The sequence below is a fragment of the Brevibacterium sp. LS14 genome (assembly GCF_012027885.1).
Taxonomy (GTDB): domain Bacteria; phylum Actinomycetota; class Actinomycetes; order Actinomycetales; family Brevibacteriaceae; genus Brevibacterium; species Brevibacterium casei.
Genome location: NZ_SJXG01000032.1, coordinates 36,178 through 56,031 on the forward strand (window position 1 = coordinate 36,178; position 19,854 = coordinate 56,031).

General features: G+C 68.7%; 18 protein-coding genes. 6 read left to right on the forward strand and 12 right to left on the reverse strand.

What is annotated here, in order from left to right; all coding sequences use genetic code 11:
- Nucleotides 1-64 precede the first annotated feature (64 nt).
- Nucleotides 65-835 (reverse strand): DUF1707 domain-containing protein, encoded by a 771-nt coding sequence (locus EZE58_RS03965; protein ID WP_009376444.1) that lies wholly within the window; start codon nt 833-835, stop codon nt 65-67.
- 112 nt (nt 836-947) lie between these two features.
- Between EZE58_RS03965 and EZE58_RS03970 the strand changes: the two genes are divergently transcribed.
- The 4 genes from EZE58_RS03970 (at nt 948) to EZE58_RS03985 (ending at nt 3,587) form a co-directional block, all read left to right on the forward strand.
- Nucleotides 948-1,697: a sulfite exporter TauE/SafE family protein gene (locus EZE58_RS03970; protein WP_095376251.1), complete on the forward strand. Its 750-nt coding sequence runs from the start codon at nt 948-950 to the stop codon at nt 1,695-1,697.
- A 141-nt stretch (nt 1,698-1,838) separates the two neighbouring features.
- The gene (locus EZE58_RS03975) at nt 1,839-2,681 is read left to right on the forward strand and encodes an OadG family protein (RefSeq protein WP_101623550.1); all 843 of its coding nucleotides are present in this window, start codon (nt 1,839-1,841) and stop codon (nt 2,679-2,681) included.
- A complete protein-coding gene (locus tag EZE58_RS03980) occupies nt 2,681-2,899 on the forward strand; it encodes an RNA-binding S4 domain-containing protein (RefSeq protein WP_009376441.1) in 219 nt (72 codons plus the stop codon). The genes EZE58_RS03975 and EZE58_RS03980 overlap by 1 nt, the downstream gene beginning before the upstream one ends.
- A 49-nt stretch (nt 2,900-2,948) precedes the next feature.
- On the forward strand, nt 2,949-3,587 hold the full coding sequence (locus tag EZE58_RS03985; RefSeq protein ID WP_101623551.1) for a M23 family metallopeptidase: 639 nt from the start codon (nt 2,949-2,951) through the stop codon (nt 3,585-3,587).
- Nucleotides 3,588-3,593: 6 nt separating this feature from the next.
- Here the strand turns inward: EZE58_RS03985 and EZE58_RS03990 are convergent, their stop codons facing one another.
- The 9 genes from EZE58_RS03990 to EZE58_RS04030 all read right to left on the reverse strand — a co-directional run bounded on the left by EZE58_RS03990 (nt 3,594) and on the right by EZE58_RS04030 (nt 12,960).
- Nucleotides 3,594-4,190 (reverse strand): hypothetical protein, encoded by a 597-nt coding sequence (locus EZE58_RS03990; protein WP_101623552.1) that lies wholly within the window; start codon nt 4,188-4,190, stop codon nt 3,594-3,596.
- Nucleotides 4,191-4,256: 66 nt separating this feature from the next.
- Nucleotides 4,257-5,168 (reverse strand): zinc metalloprotease HtpX, encoded by a 912-nt coding sequence (gene htpX / locus EZE58_RS03995; protein WP_101623553.1) that lies wholly within the window; start codon nt 5,166-5,168, stop codon nt 4,257-4,259.
- A 145-nt stretch (nt 5,169-5,313) separates the two neighbouring features.
- Complete coding sequence (locus EZE58_RS04000; RefSeq protein ID WP_009376437.1) at nt 5,314-5,598, reverse strand: hypothetical protein; 285 nt, start codon at nt 5,596-5,598, stop codon at nt 5,314-5,316.
- The gene (locus EZE58_RS04005; RefSeq protein WP_009376436.1) at nt 5,598-6,341 is read right to left on the reverse strand and encodes a PspA/IM30 family protein; all 744 of its coding nucleotides are present in this window, start codon (nt 6,339-6,341) and stop codon (nt 5,598-5,600) included. The genes EZE58_RS04000 and EZE58_RS04005 overlap by 1 nt, the downstream gene beginning before the upstream one ends.
- 314 nt (nt 6,342-6,655) lie before the next feature.
- Nucleotides 6,656-6,943 carry a WXG100 family type VII secretion target gene (locus tag EZE58_RS04010; RefSeq protein WP_009376435.1) on the reverse strand — a complete coding sequence of 96 codons (288 nt, stop codon included), beginning with the start codon at nt 6,941-6,943 and terminating at the stop codon, nt 6,656-6,658.
- Nucleotides 6,944-7,233: 290 nt separating this feature from the next.
- Nucleotides 7,234-9,432, reverse strand: coding sequence for a trypsin-like peptidase domain-containing protein (locus EZE58_RS04015; protein ID WP_101623554.1), 2,199 nt, complete (start codon nt 9,430-9,432; stop codon nt 7,234-7,236).
- Nucleotides 9,429-11,216: an ATP-binding protein gene (locus EZE58_RS04020; RefSeq protein ID WP_009376433.1), complete on the reverse strand. Its 1,788-nt coding sequence runs from the start codon at nt 11,214-11,216 to the stop codon at nt 9,429-9,431. The genes EZE58_RS04015 and EZE58_RS04020 overlap by 4 nt, the downstream gene beginning before the upstream one ends.
- A gap of 30 nt (nt 11,217-11,246) precedes the next feature.
- Nucleotides 11,247-12,002 carry a response regulator transcription factor gene (locus EZE58_RS04025; protein WP_009376432.1) on the reverse strand — a complete coding sequence of 252 codons (756 nt, stop codon included), beginning with the start codon at nt 12,000-12,002 and terminating at the stop codon, nt 11,247-11,249.
- Between the two features lie 355 nt (nt 12,003-12,357).
- Entirely contained in the window at nt 12,358-12,960 is a 603-nt protein-coding gene (locus EZE58_RS04030) for a CGNR zinc finger domain-containing protein (RefSeq protein WP_240941125.1), read from the reverse strand.
- Between the two features lie 237 nt (nt 12,961-13,197).
- Between EZE58_RS04030 and EZE58_RS04035 the strand changes: the two genes are divergently transcribed.
- A complete protein-coding gene (locus EZE58_RS04035) occupies nt 13,198-14,157 on the forward strand; it encodes a DMT family transporter (protein WP_205772101.1) in 960 nt (319 codons plus the stop codon).
- 64 nt (nt 14,158-14,221) lie between these two features.
- Nucleotides 14,222-15,901, forward strand: coding sequence for an ATP-binding cassette domain-containing protein (locus EZE58_RS04040; protein WP_101623557.1), 1,680 nt, complete (start codon nt 14,222-14,224; stop codon nt 15,899-15,901).
- 57 nt (nt 15,902-15,958) lie between these two features.
- Here EZE58_RS04040 and EZE58_RS04045 read toward each other — a convergent pair whose 3' ends face one another.
- Together EZE58_RS04045 and EZE58_RS04050 are read right to left on the reverse strand one after the other, a co-directional pair.
- Nucleotides 15,959-17,593, reverse strand: coding sequence for a DNA repair helicase XPB (locus EZE58_RS04045; protein ID WP_095376255.1), 1,635 nt, complete (start codon nt 17,591-17,593; stop codon nt 15,959-15,961).
- A gap of 32 nt (nt 17,594-17,625) precedes the next feature.
- Nucleotides 17,626-19,818 (reverse strand): helicase-associated domain-containing protein, encoded by a 2,193-nt coding sequence (locus tag EZE58_RS04050; protein WP_101623558.1) that lies wholly within the window; start codon nt 19,816-19,818, stop codon nt 17,626-17,628.
- Nucleotides 19,819-19,854: the final 36 nt, after the last annotated feature.

Genomic DNA, 19,854 nt, shown 5'->3' on the forward strand with positions numbered 1-19,854 from the left:
CCGAGGCTGTCTCACGAGCTCTCGCCGAGGTGGCCGGACGGTGTGGTGCCGACCGCGGGACAGCTCAGTCCCAGGGGTTCTCGCGGCGGTGGCGGCGCTCCTCGCGCCGCCTGCGCAACTCGTCGTCGCGGGGATCGATCTGGCCCGGCCCGTACGGCGGCATCGGAGGGTGCGGGGGCTGGAGTCCGTGGCCGAAGGCCACGTCGTCGTCCTCGACGTCGCGCTGCGGCGCCTCGAGCTGACGTTTGGCCTCCTCATCGCCGAGGTGGGCCCTGGCCCGTTTCGTCAGCTCCTTCTTCCGCCGGCGGATGATCTCGTCTTTGCCGGTGATCTGGGAGACCGCTCCGAAGAACGTCGGAAGGATGATGAAGATCGGCCAGAAGAAGATGAAGGCGCCTGTCGCGATCGAGGAGACCGCCCAGATGAGGAGCGTGAAACCGACAGGACCGGCGACCATGCCGAGCAGGGCGCGGCGGACGCGGTCGCGGTAGTACTTCTCGGCGGCGGCTTGGATCTGGGTCGGAGTGATGGGGATCCGCTCGTCGTCGAGCTGTGCGAGAGCTCGTTTGCGGGAAGCCTCGTCGAGGTGGTCGGGGTCGATCTCCTCAGCGTCGGCGACGACGAGGTCCGAGACGAGGTCGGGGATCTCGCCGAGAGTCTTGACGCGTCCTGCCGTCTCCATCCGCTCGTCGAACTCGCCGGCGTCGATCTGCCCGAGGGCGTAGGCCTCGGAGAGCACGTCGGTGACGACGGCCCGATCGGCGTCGGAAGCCCTGACCTGGCCGTAGGCGCGCGGGTCTGCGCTGAAGCGGGACCAGAGGGGACGACTTTCCATGCCTCTTACTGTAACCCCGCACGAGCGGCCCGGTTCCTGGGATCTCGCGCCGAATCCGACGCGCTCCCGGACATCCCTGAACGGGGCCTGAACGGCCACTAGACTCTCTCTGGTGGAACCCGTCGTCGTGCTCATCCTCGCCGCAGTCTTCGTCGGAGCACTCTCACAGCGGGTGACGGGGATGGGGTTCGGGCTGGTCAGCGGACCGTTCCTCGTCCTCCTTCTCGACCCGGTCTCCGGCGTCATCCTCGTCAACCTCTGCGGGATCATCGCCAGCGGCACGGTCTTCGCGCGGACGTGGCGCGAGGTCGAGTGGCCGGTGTTCTGGAAGCTGGCCGTGGGCACCGTGGCCGGGACCGTGCCCGGAGCGCTCCTGACGACCGCCCTGCTGACGGCGCCGCTGCAGATCCTCATCGGAGCGCTCATCATCGCCTCGCTCGCCGTCTCCCTCATCATCGGCCGCTTCGGCGCGACGATCCCTGCGAACTTCGGGACGCAGTTCACCTCGGGGTTCGTCTCCGGGACGATGTCGGCGGCCGCCGGTGCCGGCGGCCCTGCGGTGAGCGCCTATGCGGTGCTCACCCGGTGGGAGCAGCGGCCGTTCGCCGCGACCCTGCAGCCGTTCCTCGTCGTCGGCACCGGGTCGGCGATCCTCGCGAAGGCCCTCCTCGACGAGGGTGCCTGGCCGCGGCTCGACCCGACGATCTGGGTGGGGATCGGAATCGTGCTCGTCGCCGGCCTCCTCGGCGGGGATCTGCTGGCGCGGAGGCTGCCGCCGACGACGGCGAGGATCGCGATGATCGTCCTCGCCTTCGGTGGGGGAGCGGCGACTCTGGCCAAGGGGTTGGGGCTGTTCGGGTGAACCTCCTCGGCGGGGAATCGGGACGGGCACGCGCAGGCAACGGGCGGCTGGGACTGAGGGCGCACAGGGGCGCGGCTCAGTCGCTTGCCAGTTTCATCGGGCATACTGGGCAGTGTTCCGTCCATCTGGGAGGCAGAGATCGTGGGAACAGTTTTCCTGTTCATACTCATCGTCCTCGGGGCCATCTTCTTCATCGGCCACCGCAAGGAGAAGAAACGTCAGAAGGAGCTCCACGCCGCGGAGCTCGCGCAGGTGAAGAAGGCTGCGGAAGAGGACGTCACCGAATTCGGCGAAGAGGTCGCCGAACTCGACATCCTCACGTCCGGGGTCGAACTCGACACCGGCGGATCGCAGGACTACAAGCAGGCGCTCGATTCCTACGATGTGGCGAAGGAGACCCTCGAGAAGGTCGAGGAGCCCACTGACATCCGTCATGTCACCGAGGCGCTCGAAGACGGCCGCTACGCCGCGAAGTGCGTGCGTGCCCGCGTCGAGGGCAAGCCGCTTCCCGTGAGGCGCCCGCCATGCTTCTTCAACCCGCAGCACGGACCTTCGGTCGAGGACATCGACTGGGCTCCCGCCGGCGGTCAGCTGCGCCCGGTCCCCGTGTGCGCGGCCGATGCCGAGCGCGTCGCCGTCGGCGCCGAACCCGCGGTCCGCAAGGTCGTCACCGGTGACGGTCACACGCGTCGCGCCTACTGGGAGGCCGGCCCGGCCTACGCCGAGTACAACCGCGGCTACTTCAACTCCTACGCCGGCTCCGGCCTGTTGCCAGGTGTCCTCATGGGCGCCATGCTCTTCGGCGGCATGGGCGGCGGCTGGGACGGCTCGTACGCCGAGGGCTACCAGGACGGCATGGGTGCCGACGGCGAAGACGCCGGCGGCGGCGATGTCGGCGGTGGTGACGGCGGCGGATTCTTCGGCGGAGGCGACGGTGGTGACGGCGGAGGACTCTTCGGCGACTTCGGAGGCTTCGACTTCTGATGGACGTCGTTCCGATCCGTGACGAGTCGATCAGGCTCGGCCAGCTCCTCAAGCTCCACGGCGTCGCCGAACACGGCGCGATGGCCAAGGATCTCATCGCCGCCGGTGACGTCTTCGTCAACGGCGAGGTCGAGACCCGCCGAGGAGCGACCATCCGTCCCGGTGACCGTGTCGAGGCGCTCGGCGAGGTCTTCGAGGTCCGAGCAGAGACGGACTGAGGAATGTCGGTCCCGTCCGCACCGAACTGAGCACAGCGAGTCGATCGCCGTGCCTGCTGAGTCCTCGTCGGACCGGTCGGGTGCGGCGATCGACTGCGTCTACCCGTTCCAGGGTCGGTGGCTGGTCCAGAACAGCCCTGCCGACCGTGTGCCCAGCCACGGCACCACGCTCTTCGGCAGCGCACATGCGATCGACTTCGTCCCCGTCGATGCGGGCGGGCGATCCGCTCCCTTCACCGTCGCCGCGCTGTTGCGCACGGAGGTTCCTGAGCACTTCCCCGGCTTCGGTCGCAGGCTCTGCTCACCGGCGCACGGGGCGATCATCGTCGTCGAGGACAGCCTCGCCGATCACCGGACCCATCGCGGATTCCCCTCGCTGCTCTACGCAGCCTCCCAGCGCACCAGGTTGGCCGGCGGGTGGCGGGAACTGGCAGGCAATCACATCGTCATCGCCCTCGGCTCGGCCTTCGTCGTCCTCTGCCACCTGCAGCAGCACAGCGCCATGGTGGTGCCCAGGCAGTCCGTGACCCCCGGTGAGCCGGTGGCCAGGGTCGGCAACTCCGGAAACAGCACCGAACCCCATGTGCACGTGCAGGCTGTCGATCGGCTCGACTTCGACAACGCGCAACCGGTGCCGATGAGCTTCGCCGGGGGAATGCCGCGAAGCGGCGAGATCATCTCCGTGTGAGTATGCTCAGCCCTCGAGGGCGCGGGGAGTCTCGTCGAGTCCGGGCGCGTCCCAGAGCGGGGACCAGCGCGACATGTCGTCCTCGAAGGGCAGCTCACCGGAGAGGATGCCCTTGACCTGGATCTCGAGCGCGTTGTCCCGCTGCCGGGGACCGGTCGGCGCGAAGGGGTAGAACGTGCCGCGCTTGTACTGGTAGACGAGCGCCAGCCGCCTGCCGTCCGAGTGCGCGAAGTACACGGTCGAGCACAGGAGCATCGTGTCGAAGCCCTGGTTGACCAGCGCCGCGTTGACGGCGTGGAGGTTCGTCACGAGGTTGACCACCTCGGCGTCGGAATCGGTGACGACCTGCCAGGTGTAGCCGAAGCCGTCGTTCGTTTGCCGCACGCTCGCGGCCGGGTCGGAGCTGATGAGCGCGACGCTCTCTGCCTCGGCGGAATCGAAGGCCGCACCTTCGACCTGGCGGAACACGACCGCACCGACACCGGTGGGGACGAAACCGGTGGCCGCCTGCAGGGTGAGTGCCGCAGGCGGCAGAGCGAAGAGGTCGTCGAGGTTGGCGCGCTTCGGCTTGGAGCGGCCGAGGATGGCGTCGAAGAAGCCCATGGGTCTCCTAATGGGTGTCGGTGGTGGTGCCCGGAGCCGACAGCGGCCCGAGCCGGGCGCGGTCGGTCATTCCGGCTTCGAGAGCTGCGCGGAGATCTTCGCCAGCTGGGCGAGCCGCTTGTCGAGCGAGGGGTGGGTGGAGAAGAGCTCCCCGAATCCGGAGCTGCCATGTGCGGCGGGGATGAGGGCGAGATGGTTCGCCGAGGCGGTCTCGCGCAGGTCCTTTTCCGGGATCCTGTTCATGTCCCCGCTCAGCTTCGTCAGCGCCGAGGCCAGCACCGAGGGTCGACCCGTGAGGAGGGCCGCGGCCCGATCGGCCGCGAGCTCGCGGTAGCGGGAGAGGCTGCGGATGAGGAGGAACGAGAGACCGTAGACGACGGCGCCGACGAGGATGAAGAGCAACTGGATGGGGATGCCGCCGTTGTTGTCGCGGCGTCCGCCGAGGGTCATGTAGTACCCGGCGCGCATCATCAGGGCGGCGACGACGCCGGTGACCCCGGCGACCGTCATCACGGTGACGTCACGGTGGGCGACGTGGGAGAGCTCGTGGGCGAGGACGACCTCGACCTCCTCTCGGTCGAGCTTCTCGAGCAGGCCTCGGGTCACGCAGACGACCGAGCGTTTGGGGGAGCGCCCGGTGGCGAAGGCGTTGGGCACGGCCGAGTTGGACACGGCCACCCGCGGCTTCGTCGAATCCGAGAGCTGCGTGAGCCGGTCGATCATCGTGTGGAGCTCGGGTGCCTCCTCGGGGGAGACCTCTCTGGCGCCCATCGCCTTCATCGCGATCGAGTCGGAGAAGTACCACTGGAAGAAGAACGCCCCGATGCTCACGAGCACGGCGATGATGACACCGGTCGTGCTTCCGCCGAGCATCCACCAGACAGCGAGGATGAGCACGACGTAGATGAGCCCGTTGAGGAAGATCGTCCACCCCATCCGCATGGTGAGTCCGTTGTCCTTGACGAAGCGGTTCGACATCGTGGGTCCTCTCTGGGTTGTGCGCATCCGGCCCATCACCTGGCATCAGGCGACGGGCCGGAAATCGTGGAGTCGAGGTCGGATGGACCGGGCGGCTGCGGGGCGGAGAGCCGGACTGCAGCCTCGGCGGTCGGGCGGACCGGACTCAGGCAGGGTCGGGGATGAACCCCTCGCCGGTGAGCAGCTCGGAGATCTCCTCGAGGGTGGCGTCGACGAAGGGGACGACGACGTCGCTCGTGCCGAGGAAGTCGTCGGAGACGGGCTTGCCGTGGCTGACGACGTAGTCGTGGAGCTCCTGCAGTGCGGTGCGGGCCTCCTCCGTGTCACCGGATTCGACAGCGTGCTCGACCTGGTTGTCGTACTTCTGCAGAAGCGCCTGATCGACGTCGGCGACGTCGAACTGACCCTCGCCCATGATCCGGATGATCATCACTGGCCCTCGCCTTCGAGCGACTTCTGGTCCTTCTTCTCGCCGGCCGGAAGAGACTCGCGCATGCGGGCGAGCTCCATCTCGACGTCGTTCTCGCTCGAGAGCGCATCGAGCTGGGCGCTGATGTCGTCCTTCCGCGTCCCGGTGACGTCATCGAGGGCGCCGGAGGCGATGAGCTCGTCGACGGCACCGGCCCGGGCCTGCAGGGCCGCGGTCTTGTCCTCCGCGCGCTGCACGGCGAGGCCGACATCGCCGAGCTCTTCGGAGATGCCGGAGAACGCCTCGCCGATCTTCGACTGCGCCTCGGCGGCGGTGTACGTCGCCTTGATGGTCTCCTTGCGCGTGCGGAACGCATCGACCTTCGCCTGGAGGCGCTGGGAGGCCAGCGTGAGCTTCTGCTCCTCGCCCTGGAGACCCTCATGCTGGGTCTGGAGATCGGTGATCTGCTGGCTCAGCCCGGACTTGCGGGTGAGCGCTTCGCGCGCAAGGTCCTCGCGTCCGATCTCCATCGCCTTCTGCGCCTGGCCGGAGAGCTTGTTCTGCTGCTGCTCGAGCTGGTTGATCTGCAGTTCGAGGCGCTTGCGGCTGGTCGCGACGTCGGCAACGCCGCGGCGCACCTTCTGCAGCAGTTCGAGCTGCTTCTGGTACGAGTAGTCGAGGGTTTCGTTGGGGTTCTCGGCCTTGTCGAGGGCCTTGTTCGCCTTCGCTCCGAAGATCGTCGCGATTCGTTGGAAGATGCTCACCGTTGTCGACTCCTGCTCTGGTCCTGATCCGGCGAGCGCGGAACGGAAACCTCCCATCCAGGAGTCTCCCGGCCTCGATCGCCGTGAACTTATCGCCTTCAGCCTACTCATAAAGGCTGATAGTTTCCCAGATGCAGACGAGGAAACAGGGACAGATCGGTCCGCGTGTCGCGCCCGGCGCAGCCCCCGGCCACGGTGCTCGAGAGTGCGCAGGAAGCGTGGGCGGGCGGGCCCCGGGACGACCGCAACCGGGTGCGCCGAGGAGCATCCGGCCGGGGTCGCTCGGCGGGGCCGGCACCGATCGGTGGGCTGACTCACGGAGCGAAGAGCCGCGAGTTCGCCGCCTCCACCTCCGAGTACTGGGCCGCCGCGGTGCCGAGGGCACCGTGGATGGAGTTGAGCGACTCGAAGAGCTGCTTCTGCGCGCCCTCCCACTGGTTGATGACCGCCTGGAAGTTCTGTGCCGCGCTGCCCTTCCAGCACTCCTGCAGCGTGAGCAGGTTGCGCAGCATCGTGTTCGACTCCGTTACGAGGGCCTGCGACGAGGCGGCGGTGGCGGTGGCTGCGGACGAGACGCGCTCGGCGTCGACTTCGAAACTCATGGCTTCTCCTTCTCCTGCGATGGTCGCCACCGCGAGAGGCGATGGTCGTGGGGGCAGGGTCCAGCGTTGCCTGATCCACGACCGCGGGCAAGGCGGACGACGAAGGGTGTGGACGGTCCCTGACCGTCCACACCCTTCCAGCACATGAGTGCCGGATCTGTCCCCAGGCGCTGGCACACAGGTGATCGCACCCGTCCGCCTCACCCGGTACCCGGCCTCACCCGAGCACCCGACTCACACCCTGGCCGCTCTCCTCAGGGGAGGATGAGCACTCCCTGGAGGATGAGCCCTCACTGGAGGATGAGCGAGACCGAGAGCTTCTGCTCCTGACCTCCGCGGACGATGGTGAACTCGACCGGGGTGTTCACCGGCTGTGCGCGGACGAGGGCCTGGAGCGAGATCGCGCTCGTCACCTTCGTGTCGCCCACTGCGATGACGTCGTCACCGTCCTGGAACCCTGCCTTGGCGGCAGGAGAACCCGGCTCGACGGCCTGCACCTTGGCGCTGGCGCGGGTGATCCCACCGGTGTTGATCTGTCCGTCGGTGAGCCGGACGCCGAGGAACGGGTGCTGAGCCTTGCCGGTGGCGATGAGCTGATCGGCGATCATCACCGCCTGCGAGGCGGGGATGGCGAAGCCGATGCCGATCGACCCCGACTGCTGACCTTCCTCACCCTGGCCGAGCGACGCCGCAGCGGAGTTGACGCCGATGAAGTTGCCGTTGCCGTCGACGAGCGGGCCGCCCGAGTTGCCGGGATTGATCGCCGCGTCCGTCTGGATCGCGTTGGTGATCGTCAGCTCCTTCTGCTGCGAGGACGCGTCATCGCCGATGTTCTCCGTGGTCACGGGTCGGTCGAGGGCCGAGACGATGCCGGTCGTCACCGAGTCGGCGAGTCCCAGCGGATTGCCGAGCGCCATCACCGGATCGCCGACGCTCAGCGCCTTCGAATCGCCGATCGGCAGCGGCTTGACGCCTTCGGGAACCTGGTCGAGCTTGATGATCGCGATGTCGGTCGAGGGATCCCGGCCGACGATCTCGGCCTTCATCGTCGCACCGTTCTTCATCGTCACCGTGAGCTCGCCGCCCGGAGTGTCCGAGGGGGCGACGACGTGGTTGTTCGTGATGACGTGGCCCTGATCGTCGTAGAGGGAGCCCGATCCGAGGGCGACGACGCGACCGTTCGCGGCGGCTTGGATCGAGACGACGCTTTCGGATGCGGACTTCGCGACCTCGGTCCAGTCCGGCGTTTCGATCGTCTGCTCGGCGACCTTCCTCGACTCGGTGCCTTCCTGCATCGCGCTCACCGCATAGCTGCCGCCGAACGCCGCACCCCCGCCGAGGAGGGCGGCGATGAGGGCGATGGCGATCGTCGCGCCCCACCCCGGTCCGCGCTTCTCCCGCCGAGGCTGCTGACCGCCTCCGTACGGACCCTGACCTCCGGAGCCGTAGGAGTCGGTGGCGTAGGGGCTGGCGCCCGCCGAGGCATACTGGCTCTGCCCGGAGGCGCCGTACTGGCCCTGACCACTCGTGTCGTACTGGCCGCCCGAGCCGTAGGACCCGGTCGATGATCCGTACTGACCGGAGCCGGCGGATCCGTACTGGGCTGAGCCGGTGGATCCGTACTGACCGGCTGCGGCGCCCGGCTGACCGGAGGCTCCGGCACCGGGGTAGCCGCTGGACGATCCCGGCTGGGAGCCGTGGGGACCAGGCGCTCCGTATGCGGCTGAGTCCTGCTGACCGGTGGCGCCGGAGCCCTGGTGTCCGGCCGCGTAGCCGGCGGCGGCACCGAAGCCCGCAGCTGCTGCGCCGCCCGAAACATTCGACGACTGACCCGGGGCGATCGATGACTGACCCGGTGCGTTCGACGACCGGCCCTGGGAGTCCGACGGGGTGCCGGGGGAGGGGTGTCCGCCGGTGGCGCTGCCCTGCGCGCTCGAGTCGTAGCCGCGCGATTGACCGTAGCCCGACTGGCTGGTGTTGCCCGACTGACCGTGGCCGCCGGTCTGACCGTAGCCGCTGGACGGGTTGTGCGTGCCACCCTGATTCGATCCGTACGTGCCGCCCTGACCGGTGGAGGCACCGCTGCCCCGGCCGTTGCCGTCCACAGGGTTCTGAACATAGGTCGGCTGGACGCGGGTCCGGTCGTCTCCACCCGAGGCGCCGAAACCGGTCGTCGCCGGGTAGCTGCGGGTCGACTCATCGGATCGAGGGCCCGCCTGTCCGGAACCCTGGCCGTAGCCGGAGCTCGACGACCCCGACCCCTGACCCGACTGGCCCTGGGTCGGCTGGCCTGAGCCCTGGCCCGGCTGGGACGTGTCGGGTCCCGACGGATAGGAGTCCCGCCTCGGCGAGGTCGAGTCCGACCGGTCGGCAACCGAATCGCTGGGGAAGGTGCGGGGGACCTCGGAGGAGCGACGAGGGAACGTGCGGTAGTCGTCGTCTCCGTGCCTGCCCCGGTTCCGGGGAGTGTTACCGTCGTTGCTGCTCATCGCTCGTCCTTTCGCGCGTCTGGAGCACTGTCTTCGTTCTCTGGTATCGGCAGGTCGACGCGGAAGGTCGCGCCGCCCCCTGGCGTTTCGTGGACGGAGATGACTCCGTGATGGTTCTCGACGATCGCCTTGACGATCGAGAGACCGAGCCCCGATCCGCCGGTGTCCCGGGTGCGGGAGACGTCGAGGCGGTAGAACCGCTCGAAGATCCGCGGGACCATCTCCGGATCGATGCCCTCGCCGTGGTCGCGGACCTCGAAGCGGACCCGACCGTTGGGGAACCCCCGCAGGGAATCGTCGACGGCCAGGGTTCCTGCGGCCGTGACGTTGGGGACGATCCCCGCCGGTTCCTGCGCGTCGGCCGCATCGGCACCGCTCGAGTCGCCTCGGCGGAAGATGCGGACTCCACCGGTGACGAAACCGCGCTCACGGGACTTCTCCTTCGCCCCCGGCTTGCCCGAGTCGTCCCCGCCGCCGTTGGACCTGCGCTCAGCGTCATCCGGCAGACCGACGACGCCGACGGCGAATTCGATCGCCGCCTGCTCGGGCGTGTGCCGCACGGCGTTGCCGGCGAGGTTGACGATGACCTGGCGAATCTTCGACTCCGAGCCGCGGATAAGCGGCACCGGCTGCGCATCGGATCCGTCGAGTCCGATGAAGCTGATGTCCCGGTCCGGGGCCTGGGCTGCGGCGTCGGCGGCGGCGTCGCGGACGACCTTGAACAGGTCGATCGGTCCGATCTCCGCCGGTCGCTGCTCGTCGAGGCGGGCAAGGACGACGAGGTCGTCGACGAGCACGCCCATCCGCTTCGCCTCCGACTCCATCCGCTCCATGGCCTGGCCGATGTCCTCAGGCTTCGTGATCGCGCCCTGCCGGTAGAGCTCGGCGTACCCGCGGATCGTCACGAGCGGGGTGCGCAGCTCGTGCGAGGCGTCGGAGACGAACTGCCGGATCCGCTTCTCCGAGCGGGTCTGGCCGTCGAACGAATCCTCGATCCGTCCGAGCATGGTGTTGAGCGCTGCCGAGAGCCGGCCGAGCTCCGTGTTGCGGGGGAAGGTCGGCACGCGCTGGCTGAGATCGCCGCCGGCGATCCGGGACGCGGTCTTCTCGATGTCACGCAGCGGGCGGAAGGTGTTGTTGATCGCCCAGTACCCGATGCCGGCGACCATCGCGAGCGCGAGCAGGCCGATGCCGATCATCGTGTTCCGGGCGCGCTCGTTGATGTTGTCGATCTCGCGATCGAAGGGGACCGCGATCGTCACGAGTACCTGAGTGTTCTGCACCTTCATCGCCCGTGCCCGCCACTGCGAGTTCGTTCCGGCGACCGTGAACGGCTCACCGGCCTTCTCGTAGACGTCGGCCTCGGTGACCTTGGGAAGGATCGGGTGGTTCTTCGGCGACGGGGCGACCGGGTCGCTGATCGGGTTGCCCTTGGTGTCGAAGAACTGGACGTAGAACCCGCCCGGGAGCAGATCCTTGAGCTGGCGCCACGAATCCGAGTCGATCGTCGTCGGCGCCGAGGTCCCGCCCTTGCCGTCCTCCGTCGACTGCAGCTGCGCCGGCTGGAACACGTCCTGGTACGCCTGCTTCGCCAGCGTCTCCGAGGCGCTGATGAGACGTTCATCAGTGCGTTCGATGAGACTGTCGCGGAGGTTCTCCAGCACCCACGCGCTCGTCCCGGAGAGGACGAGGAGCATGAGGAGCATCATGATGCCGAGGAGTTTGGTGGTCAGAGACCACTCCTCCCAGAAGCTCGGTCGGGAGGGACGGGATTGTTGTGCCACGTGAGTAATCTAGCGCCCGCGCTTGGGGGACTACTTGGATTCCGGTGTGCGCAGCATGTAACCGACACCGCGCTTGGTCTGAATCATCGGCGTCCACTCCATTTCCACAGGGTGTCCTGCGGCGTCGGTCTCCGGGGTGACATCGATCTTGCGTCGGAGGTAGGAGATGTAGGACTCGACGATGCCCGTGTCGCCGCCGAAGTCGTACTCCCAGACGTGATCGAGGATCTGCGACTTCGAGAGCACGCGGTTGGCGTTGAGCATGAGGTAGTGCAGCAGTTTGAACTCGGTGGGGGAGAGGTCGATGAGGATTCCCGAACGGCGCACCTCATGGGTGTCGTCGTCGAGTTCGAGATCGCCAGCCACGATGACGGCGTTCTCCTCCTCCTCGAGGCTGCGGGTGCGGCGGAGCACCGCGCGGATGCGGGCGACGACCTCTTCGAGGCTGAAGGGCTTCGTCACGTAGTCGTCACCGCCGACGGTCAGCCCCGTGATCTTGTCCGAGGTGTCGTCGCGGGCGGTGAGGAAGACGACGGGAGCGTTCATGCCGATCTGGCGCAGGCGCCGGGTAACGGTGAACCCGTCCATGTCGGGCAGCATGACGTCGAGGACGAGGAGGTCGGGGTTGGTCTGCTCGGCCAGTCGCAGGGCCTCGGCTCCGTTGGCGGCGGAGACGACGTCGAAGCCGGCGAAGCGCAGGCTCGTCGAGAGGAGTTCGCGGATGTTGGGCTCATCGTCGACAACGAGGAGGGTCGCTTCGATGTCGGTGTCATTCTGTGTGCTCATGCGTCCAGTGTGGAGAGCGACCCTGAGAGTCAAGTGAATGTCAGCTGAACGCGAATGTGACCTCGGTCACTGAAAAATTCCCAGGAAAGTCGATTCGGGTCCGATTCGGCTCTCAGGCTCTCAGGAACGGGAAGTTGAATTGCGGGAAAATTTAGTGTCCACACAACTTGCGCTCAGTAATGGGCGCGGCATCGCGGGTTCTGTGTCCGCCTCCGCCGTGAGTCGTTCAGCCCGGGCCCTGTGCGGCAAGCCCGGTTGTCCCAGGATCAGCTCCCGCAGGCGCTGCCGCCCCGAGCTCGACCGCCGTAGGCACTGCAGCCCCGGGCCCTCCTGTCGGCGCGGTGACGGACGGTCGTCAGCCGTTCGCGTGCTCGGCGTCGCTCTGCCTGGCACGGAAGGCCGCGACGTGGGTGCGGTTCGCGCAGTTGCCGGTGTCGCAGAAGCGCTTCGAGCGGTTGCGGCTGAGGTCGGCGAGGTAGGCCCGGCAGCCTTCGGCCGCGCAACGGCCGAGCCGGTCGAGGTCGCCGGAGCGGATGAGGTCGATGAGGACGAGCGCGACGTCGGCGGCGACCCGATCGGCGAGGCTCGCGCTCGAGCCGACCGCGTGGAGGTGCCAGTCCCAGTCGTCGTGGCGGACGAGCTGCGGTAGGGCGTCGGTCTCGCGCAGGGTGAGGTTGACCTCGGCGACGATGCGCTCCTCGAGCGCCTCGCGGTCGCTGTCGACCTCTGAGTCGAGTCCGGCCGCAAAGGCGGCATCGAAGCGGTCGCGCAGTCGTCGGGTGTCCTCGACGTCGCTCTTCGTCGCCCGCAGCGGTCCCGAGAAGTCGTGTCGGGAGGCGAAGTCGTGGAGGTTCGCCGTCGTCGTCAGCTCATCGCCCGCCTCGGCGATGGTCCCTGCGGTGTTGAGGAGGTCGACGAGCATCGTGAGGTTCGAGCGGATGTCGTAGGCAAAAGTCATGATGGTGACCATTGTGCCACAGCCTGTAAGGAGCAAAATGCACTTGACTCATTTCATTCGGCTGCGGAATACTGGCAGCACAGGGGCTCGCGCTCACCGCTGAGTGCGGCCCTGACCCGCAGTGACGCCCGTCACGGCGGGGCAGTCCGGCACGTCGGAACGGTCAGTCGCAGTTGACGATCCGTTGCGACGGAACGGTCAGCCGCCTCGGCGAACACACACTTCAGGAGGTCAGGAATGAGTCGCACAGTGATTCTGGGGTTCGTCCTCACTCTCGCCTCGGCGTTCTTCTTCGCGGTCTCGGGACCGATCGCGAAGACGATGTACGCGGTCGGGTGGACGCCCGGAGCCGTCGTGCTCATCCGCCTCGTCGGCGCCGCCCTGCTCCTCCTCGTCCCCAGCCTCATCGCGCTGCGCGGACGCTGGGCGGAGGTGCGCAGCAGCTGGCGCACCGTCCTCATCTACGGACTCGTCTCGATGGCCGGGGTGCAGGGCTTCTACTTCGTCGCCGTCGAGCACCTCACCGTCGCCGTCGCCCTGCTGCTCGAGATGACCGCGCCGATGCTCATCGTCTTCTGGATCTGGGCGCGCACCCGCACCCGCCCGGCGACCGTGACGTTCATCGGAGTCGTCATCTCGATGATCGGCCTCCTCCTCGTCCTCAACCTCCGCGGCGCCTCGATCAGCATCCTCGGAGTCGTCATGGCGCTCGCCGCCGCGGTCTGCCTCGCCTCGTACTTCCTCGTCTCGGCCAAGGACACGATCACCGTGCCGCCGGTTGCGCTGACCGGGCTCGGTATGGGCGTGGGTGCCCTCGTCATGGGCGTCGTCGTCCTCATCGGCGTCATGCCCTGGGGTGCGACGGTCCACGACGTCGACTTCGGCGGCGTCCAGGCCTCGTGGGTGCTGCCGATGGCGCTCATCGTCCTCTTCACCGCCGGGGCCTACATCACCGGCATCCTCGGCCTGCGCTACATCGGCGCGACCGTCGGGGCCTTCGTCAACCTCATCGAGGTCCCGTTCTCCGTCGCAGTCGCGTGGCTCCTCCTCGCCGAGATGCCCGCCCCGATCCAGCTCTTCGGCGGCGTGTTCATCCTCGGCGGCGTCGTCTTCATCAAATGGGGCGAGTCCCGGCTGGCCCGCCGGGTCCGCAGCCGTGAGGTCGTCGCCCGCTCGGAGGCCTTCGCCGAGGTGTGAGGCGATTCCGCGTCGACCTCAGCGCCCGGAAGGTGGCTGAGACCGCAGCTGATAGCTTGAGGGCATGGGCCACATCGAAGTCAGCGACGTCTCGTTCACCCTGGCCGACGGCCGTCCCCTGCTCTCGGGAGTGAACTTCCGCCTCGGCGACGGGGCGAAGGCCGCTCTCATCGGTGCCAACGGCGCGGGGAAGACGACGCTGCTGCGGATCCTCACCGGTGAGCTCGTCCCGGAGTCCGGGTCGGTCTCCCGGACCGGATCCGTCGGTCTCATGCGCCAGTTCATCACCGCTGACACCGTCGCCGAGGCGCTCGAGGAGTTGGCGCCGAAGCGGATCCGCACAGCGGCGGCCGTCGTCCGCCGGGCCGAGCAGCGGCTGCTCGGACCCGACGGAGAGACCACCGAGGTGCAGATGGCCTACGCGAACGCCCTGAGCGAATGGGCGGACGCCGGCGGCTACGACGCCGAGGTCCTCTGGGACACGTGCACCACCTCGGCGCTCGGGGTCCCGTTCGAGAAGTGCCGCGACCGCGCCGTCTCGACACTGTCGGGCGGGGAGCAGAAGAAGCTCGTCCTCGAGGCGCTGCTGCGCGGAACCGACGAGGTCCTCATCCTCGATGAGCCCGACAACTTCCTCGACGTGCCGGGCAAACGGTGGCTCGAGGCCCAGCTGCGGGAGACCGACAAGAGCGTCCTCTTCGTCTCCCACGATAGGGAGCTGCTCGCACAGGCGGCAACGGAGATCATCACGCTCGAACTCTCCGCGGCAGGGAATTCCGCATGGATCCATCCCGGCGGGTTCGGCACCTACCACGAGGCGCGCGCCGCCCGCTTCGAACGGCTCGAGGAGCTGCGCAGACGCTGGGACGAAGAGCACGCGAAGCTGCGCGCCCTCGTCCAGATGTACAAGCAGAAAGCCGCCTACAACTCGGACATGACCTCACGGTACCGGGCCGCGCAGACACGGCTCGAGCGGTTCGAGACCGCAGGCCCGCCCGAGGCGATCCCGCGCGAGCAGAACCTCGGCATCCGCCTCGGCGGGGGACGGACCGGCAAGATCGCGATCGTCGCCGACGGTCTTGAGCTCACCGGCCTCATGCTGCCCTTCGACCTCGAGGTCCACTACGGGGACCGGGTCGCGGTGCTCGGGTCGAACGGGTCGGGGAAGTCCCACTTCCTCCGCCTTCTCGCCGCCGGCGGCACCGACCCCGAGGCCGAGCACCGGCCGGTCAGCGACATCGACATCCCCGCCGTCGACCACGAGGGGCGGGTGCGGCTCGGTGCGAGGGTGCGCCCGGGGTGGTTCGCGCAGACGCACGGCCGGCCCGACCTGAGTGGGCGCAGCCTGCTTGAGATCCTTCACCGCGGCGATGAGCACCGCAGCGGTCTGCCGCGTGAACCCGCGTCGCGGGCGCTCGCCCGCTACGAGCTCGCCGGGGCGGCCGAGCAGACCTTCGACTCGCTCTCCGGCGGGCAGCAGGCGAGGTTCCAGATCCTCCTCCTCGAACTCGCCGGGGCCACCCTGCTCCTCCTCGACGAGCCGACGGACAACCTCGACCTCGTCTCCGCCGAGGCGCTCCAGGATGCACTCGCCGCCTTCGACGGGACGGTGCTCGCCGTCACCCACGACCGCTGGTTCGCTCGGGACTTCGACCGGTTCCTCGTCTTCGGCTCCGACGGCGAGGTCTACGAGTCGAGCGAGCCGGTCTGGGATGAGGGCTGCGTCGTCCGCGCCCGCGGGTGAGGTCCCATGCCCGCGGGTGAGATCCCCGCGTCACCGGGTGAAACCGCAGCGCGAGGGCTAGCGGACTTCGATGTCGTAGCTGTAGCCCTGCTCGGTGAGGAACCGGCGGCGTTGGGCGGCGAAGTGCTCGTCGACGGTGTCGGCGGCGACGACGGTGTAGAACGTCGCCGAGCCGGCATCCTCCTTCGGGCGGAGGATGCGGCCGAGCCTCTGCGCCTCCTCCTGCCGTGACCCGAACGCCCCGGAGACCTGGATCGCCACCGAGGCGGCGGGCAGGTCGACGGAGAAGTTCGCGACCTTGGAGACGACGAGGACGCGGATGGCGCCGGAGCGGAAGTCGCGGAAGAGCTGCTGACGCTGCGACTCCGGGGTCTGGCCGGTGAGCACGGGCGCGTCGAGCTCCGCACCGATCTCCTCGAGCTGGTCGAGGTACTGGCCGATGACGAGGATCTGCGCGTCCGGGTGCTCGGCGACGAGGCTGCGGACGATCGGCAGCTTCGCATCCGAGGTCGCGGCCAACCGGTACCGGTCCTCCCCGTCGGCGCGCGCGTACGCGGTCCGGGTGCCCCCGTCGAGGCGCACACGGACCTCATGGCAGGCGGCGGTGGCGATGAACCCGAGACGTTCGAGCTCCTTCCACGGCACCTCGTACTGCTTCGGCCCGATGAGGGAGAACACCTCGTCCTCCCGGCCGTCCTCGCGCACGAGGGTCGCCGTCAGTCCCAGCCTCCGCCTCGCCTGCAGGGACGCGGTGAGCCGGAAGATGGGGGCCGGCAGGAGGTGGACCTCGTCATAGATGACGAGCCCCCAGTCTTTCGCGTCGAGGAGTTCGAGATGGAGATACGAGCCCTTCCGCCGCGTCGTGAGCACCTGATAGGTGGCGATCGTGATCGGCCGGATCTCCTTGACCGAGCCCGAGTACTCGCCGATCTCGTCCTCGGTCAGGGTGGTGCGCGCGAGGATCTCATCCTTCCACTGCTTCGCCGAGACCGAGTTCGTCACGAGGATGAGCGTCGTCGTCTGCACCCGCGACATCGTCGCGACCCCGACGACGGTCTTGCCCGCCCCGCAGGGGAGGACGACGACCCCGGACTCCCCGGCCAGTGACTGGTCGATCGCCTCGCGCTGGTAGTCGCGCAGATGCCACTGCCCGCCGTGGGCGTCGTCGCTGAGCGCGATGTCGTGGGCTTCGCCGTCGATGTAGCCGGCATGGTCGGAGACCGGGTGCCCGAGCTGGAGGAGCGCATGCTTGAGCTCCCCGCGCTCGGAGGGGTGGACGAGGACGGATTCGGCATCGAGGCGCCTGCCGAACTTGCCGACGAGGTCGGGCTGGCCGACGAGCCGGTCGAGCAGCTCGGTCTCCGTCGACGTCAGGGTGAGCCCGTGGAGGGGATGGTCGATGAGCGTGAGCACCCCGAACCGGTCCATGATGTCGACGATGTCGACGAGCAGCTCGTGGGGCACCGGATACTTCGCGAACTCGAGGAGGACGTCGACGACCGACTCCGCGTCATGCCCGCTCGCGCGCGCGTTCCACAGTCCCAGCGGGGTGATCGTGTACGTGTGGATGTACTCCGGGGTGCGCGCGAGCTGCGCGAACGGGGCGATCGCCACGGCCGCCTCGACGGCCAGGGGATGGCCAGATTCGAGGAGCACGGTCCGGTCGGATTGGACGATGAGGGGTCCGTTCATTCACTTCCTTCGCCGAGGAGACAACGAGGTGGTCAACGCCCGCGCGGTCCCGATTGTTCCCCGGCCCCGTCCGCGTCGTCGGGGCCGCCCGTGTCGTCGGTACCGGCTGTGCCGTCGGCTCCGTCCGCCGATGCCTGCGCTGCCGGGTCCGGCACCGGGTCGACGCTGACGATGCGCGCGATCGACAGGGACGCCTCGGCGCCGGTCGTGACCACGGTCCCGCGCACCCTGCCGCCGTTGACCGTCGTCGGCTGCATCCGCACCACCTGTTCGTTCCCGTGGGAATCGGCGAGCCGGATCGTCACGAGCGATTTCGTCTCCGCAGCCTCCCGCAGTCGGTCGAGGTGTCCGAGCGGTTCGTCGCTGGCGCTGCGTGTGCTCGCGGCACCCGCCGGAGAGCGGAGGATCCGCAGATACTCGCCGAGGCGGTCGTCGCTCACCCGGGCCCGCCTCCTCGTCGTCACCTCGGGTTCGGTCTGCGTGATCACCGAGCGGCGTCGCACGGGACCGGTGGGGGAGTGGAGGAGCGCATGGTGGTCCCCGGATTCGAGGAGGTGCATGGTGCGTTCGGGACCGAGCTGGCTGATCGCCACGGTCGGGGCCAGCCGTTCGAGGTTCGCGGGCACCATGATCTGGTCGGCGAGGATGACGTCGAGGTCGACGGGGTCGTCGACGACGAGGACGGCGCGGGCGCCTGCGACGCGGACCCGGCGCAGCTTCGCCGCCGTGTTGGTGACAAGGAACTCGAGCGTCGAGGGCAGCTCCTCGGCGCTGATCTCCCGCAGCTGGGCGAGCACCTCGGCTGAGTCGATGCCCGTCTGCATGCTCGCCTCGACCGTGTCCGCATCGATCCGGTAGACGGTGCCCTGACCGCGGGCCTCGACGACGGCGAAGCGGCGGAGGATGTGGTGGACTCGCGGGTCGATGGGTCCCGTCGCCACGGCCGTGAGATCGGATTGGATGAGCACGGTCTCGACCTCGGGGACGAGACCGTCTCGGACTTCGGCGGTGACCTCGGCGGGCACCGCCAGTGCGGCCACGCTCAGACCCAGGGGAGCGATGGAGGGGTCACGGCGGGCCTCAGCGGCCATCGCCTGCTCGAGGCCGGCGGCGAGCATCGACCCGAACCGGCTCGGTCCGAAGTGGTTCGGCTGCTGGAGCGGGGTCGTCGCGAGACCGAGCATGACCGTCGTCCGCAGGACCTCCTCGGTGATCGCCGCCTCGTGGGCGGGCAGGAGGGGATGGGTGCGGAGCACCTCCCGGTGGATCCAGGCCGCCGAGCGTGAGGAGCCGAGGCCGATGCCGTGGAGGACGGAGAGCACCGTGGACCGCAGCAGCGGCATCGCCGGCACGGATTGGGCGAAGCCCTTGAACAGGGACCTCTTCGGCGTCGCGAGCACGGTGAGGCGTTCGTTCGCACTCGCCCCGGCGACGAGCTGGGTGACCTCCTGGGATTCGCGCAGCCAGGCGGTGACGAGTGCCGCCCACGTATCGGCGCGGTCGCCGGAGAGGACCTCGCGTGCGGTGTCGCTCGCCGTCCACTGCGGGTCGAGCGGGTCGTCGAGGACGCCGATGAGTCCGAGCGCCTTCGCCGCGAGCAGCAGGGTGATCGTGTGGGTGCTCTCGAGCTCGAGGCTGCGGGCGAGCCGACCGACGTCGCGCTTCGATATGCCGCCGCTGGTCAGCCGGGACACCGGTGCGGAGTCGAGATCGTCGACGAGCCCGCGCAGGGAGGAGATCACCTCGGCGACGGCGGCCTGTTCGCTGTTGTGGATGAGCGCCTGCGGGATCACGGTCTCAGACTCATCGATCGCCGCCTCGGTGGAGGTCTGCCACGGGCGGGGCCGGGCGGCTTCGGCCGCCGACGTCGGCAGCAGGGTGATCGCCTCGGACTGGATCCTCCAGGTGCCCGGCGTCGACGTCGGCCACGCGAGACCGAGGTCGCGCAGGCGGGTGAGTTCCGCCTCGGCGGGGGTGGGCGTCAGGGAGCCGATGTCGATGTCGGGACTCGTGCGGGCCGCGGTGGCGAGGTCGATGAGGAGGTCGAGCTCGGACGCGGTGAGCGCCTCGATGCCGCGGGAGACCCCGATGCGCGAGGACGCGGCCGCGGCCAGCGCCCCGATCGTCGGCGACTCGGGCTGGAGCAGGTCCCGGCGGCTCCGGGCGAAGGACTCGAAGTCCGCATCGGAGCTGTGGGCGAGCCAGGCGCTGAAGGTCGTTGACATCGCCGTTCAGTGTATCCCCAGGGGTATGATGGTGGG

Coding starts and splice junctions, on each gene's coding strand:
- EZE58_RS03965 (WP_009376444.1), bottom strand. CDS start 835: ATGGAAAGTCGTCCCCTCTGGTCCCGCTTCAGCGCAGACCCGCGCGCC.
- EZE58_RS03980 (WP_009376441.1), top strand. CDS start 2,681: ATGGACGTCGTTCCGATCCGTGACGAGTCGATCAGGCTCGGCCAGCTC.
- EZE58_RS03990 (WP_101623552.1), bottom strand. CDS start 4,190: ATGGGCTTCTTCGACGCCATCCTCGGCCGCTCCAAGCCGAAGCGCGCC.
- htpX (WP_101623553.1), bottom strand. CDS start 5,168: ATGTCGAACCGCTTCGTCAAGGACAACGGACTCACCATGCGGATGGGG.
- EZE58_RS04000 (WP_009376437.1), bottom strand. CDS start 5,598: ATGATCATCCGGATCATGGGCGAGGGTCAGTTCGACGTCGCCGACGTC.
- EZE58_RS04010 (WP_009376435.1), bottom strand. CDS start 6,943: ATGAGTTTCGAAGTCGACGCCGAGCGCGTCTCGTCCGCAGCCACCGCC.
- EZE58_RS04015 (WP_101623554.1), bottom strand. CDS start 9,432: ATGAGCAGCAACGACGGTAACACTCCCCGGAACCGGGGCAGGCACGGA.
- EZE58_RS04025 (WP_009376432.1), bottom strand. CDS start 12,002: ATGAGCACACAGAATGACACCGACATCGAAGCGACCCTCCTCGTTGTC.
- EZE58_RS04030 (WP_240941125.1), bottom strand. CDS start 12,960: ATGACTTTTGCCTACGACATCCGCTCGAACCTCACGATGCTCGTCGAC.
- EZE58_RS04035 (WP_205772101.1), top strand. CDS start 13,198: ATGAGTCGCACAGTGATTCTGGGGTTCGTCCTCACTCTCGCCTCGGCG.
- EZE58_RS04040 (WP_101623557.1), top strand. CDS start 14,222: ATGGGCCACATCGAAGTCAGCGACGTCTCGTTCACCCTGGCCGACGGC.
- EZE58_RS04045 (WP_095376255.1), bottom strand. CDS start 17,593: ATGAACGGACCCCTCATCGTCCAATCCGACCGGACCGTGCTCCTCGAA.
- EZE58_RS04050 (WP_101623558.1), bottom strand. CDS start 19,818: ATGTCAACGACCTTCAGCGCCTGGCTCGCCCACAGCTCCGATGCGGAC.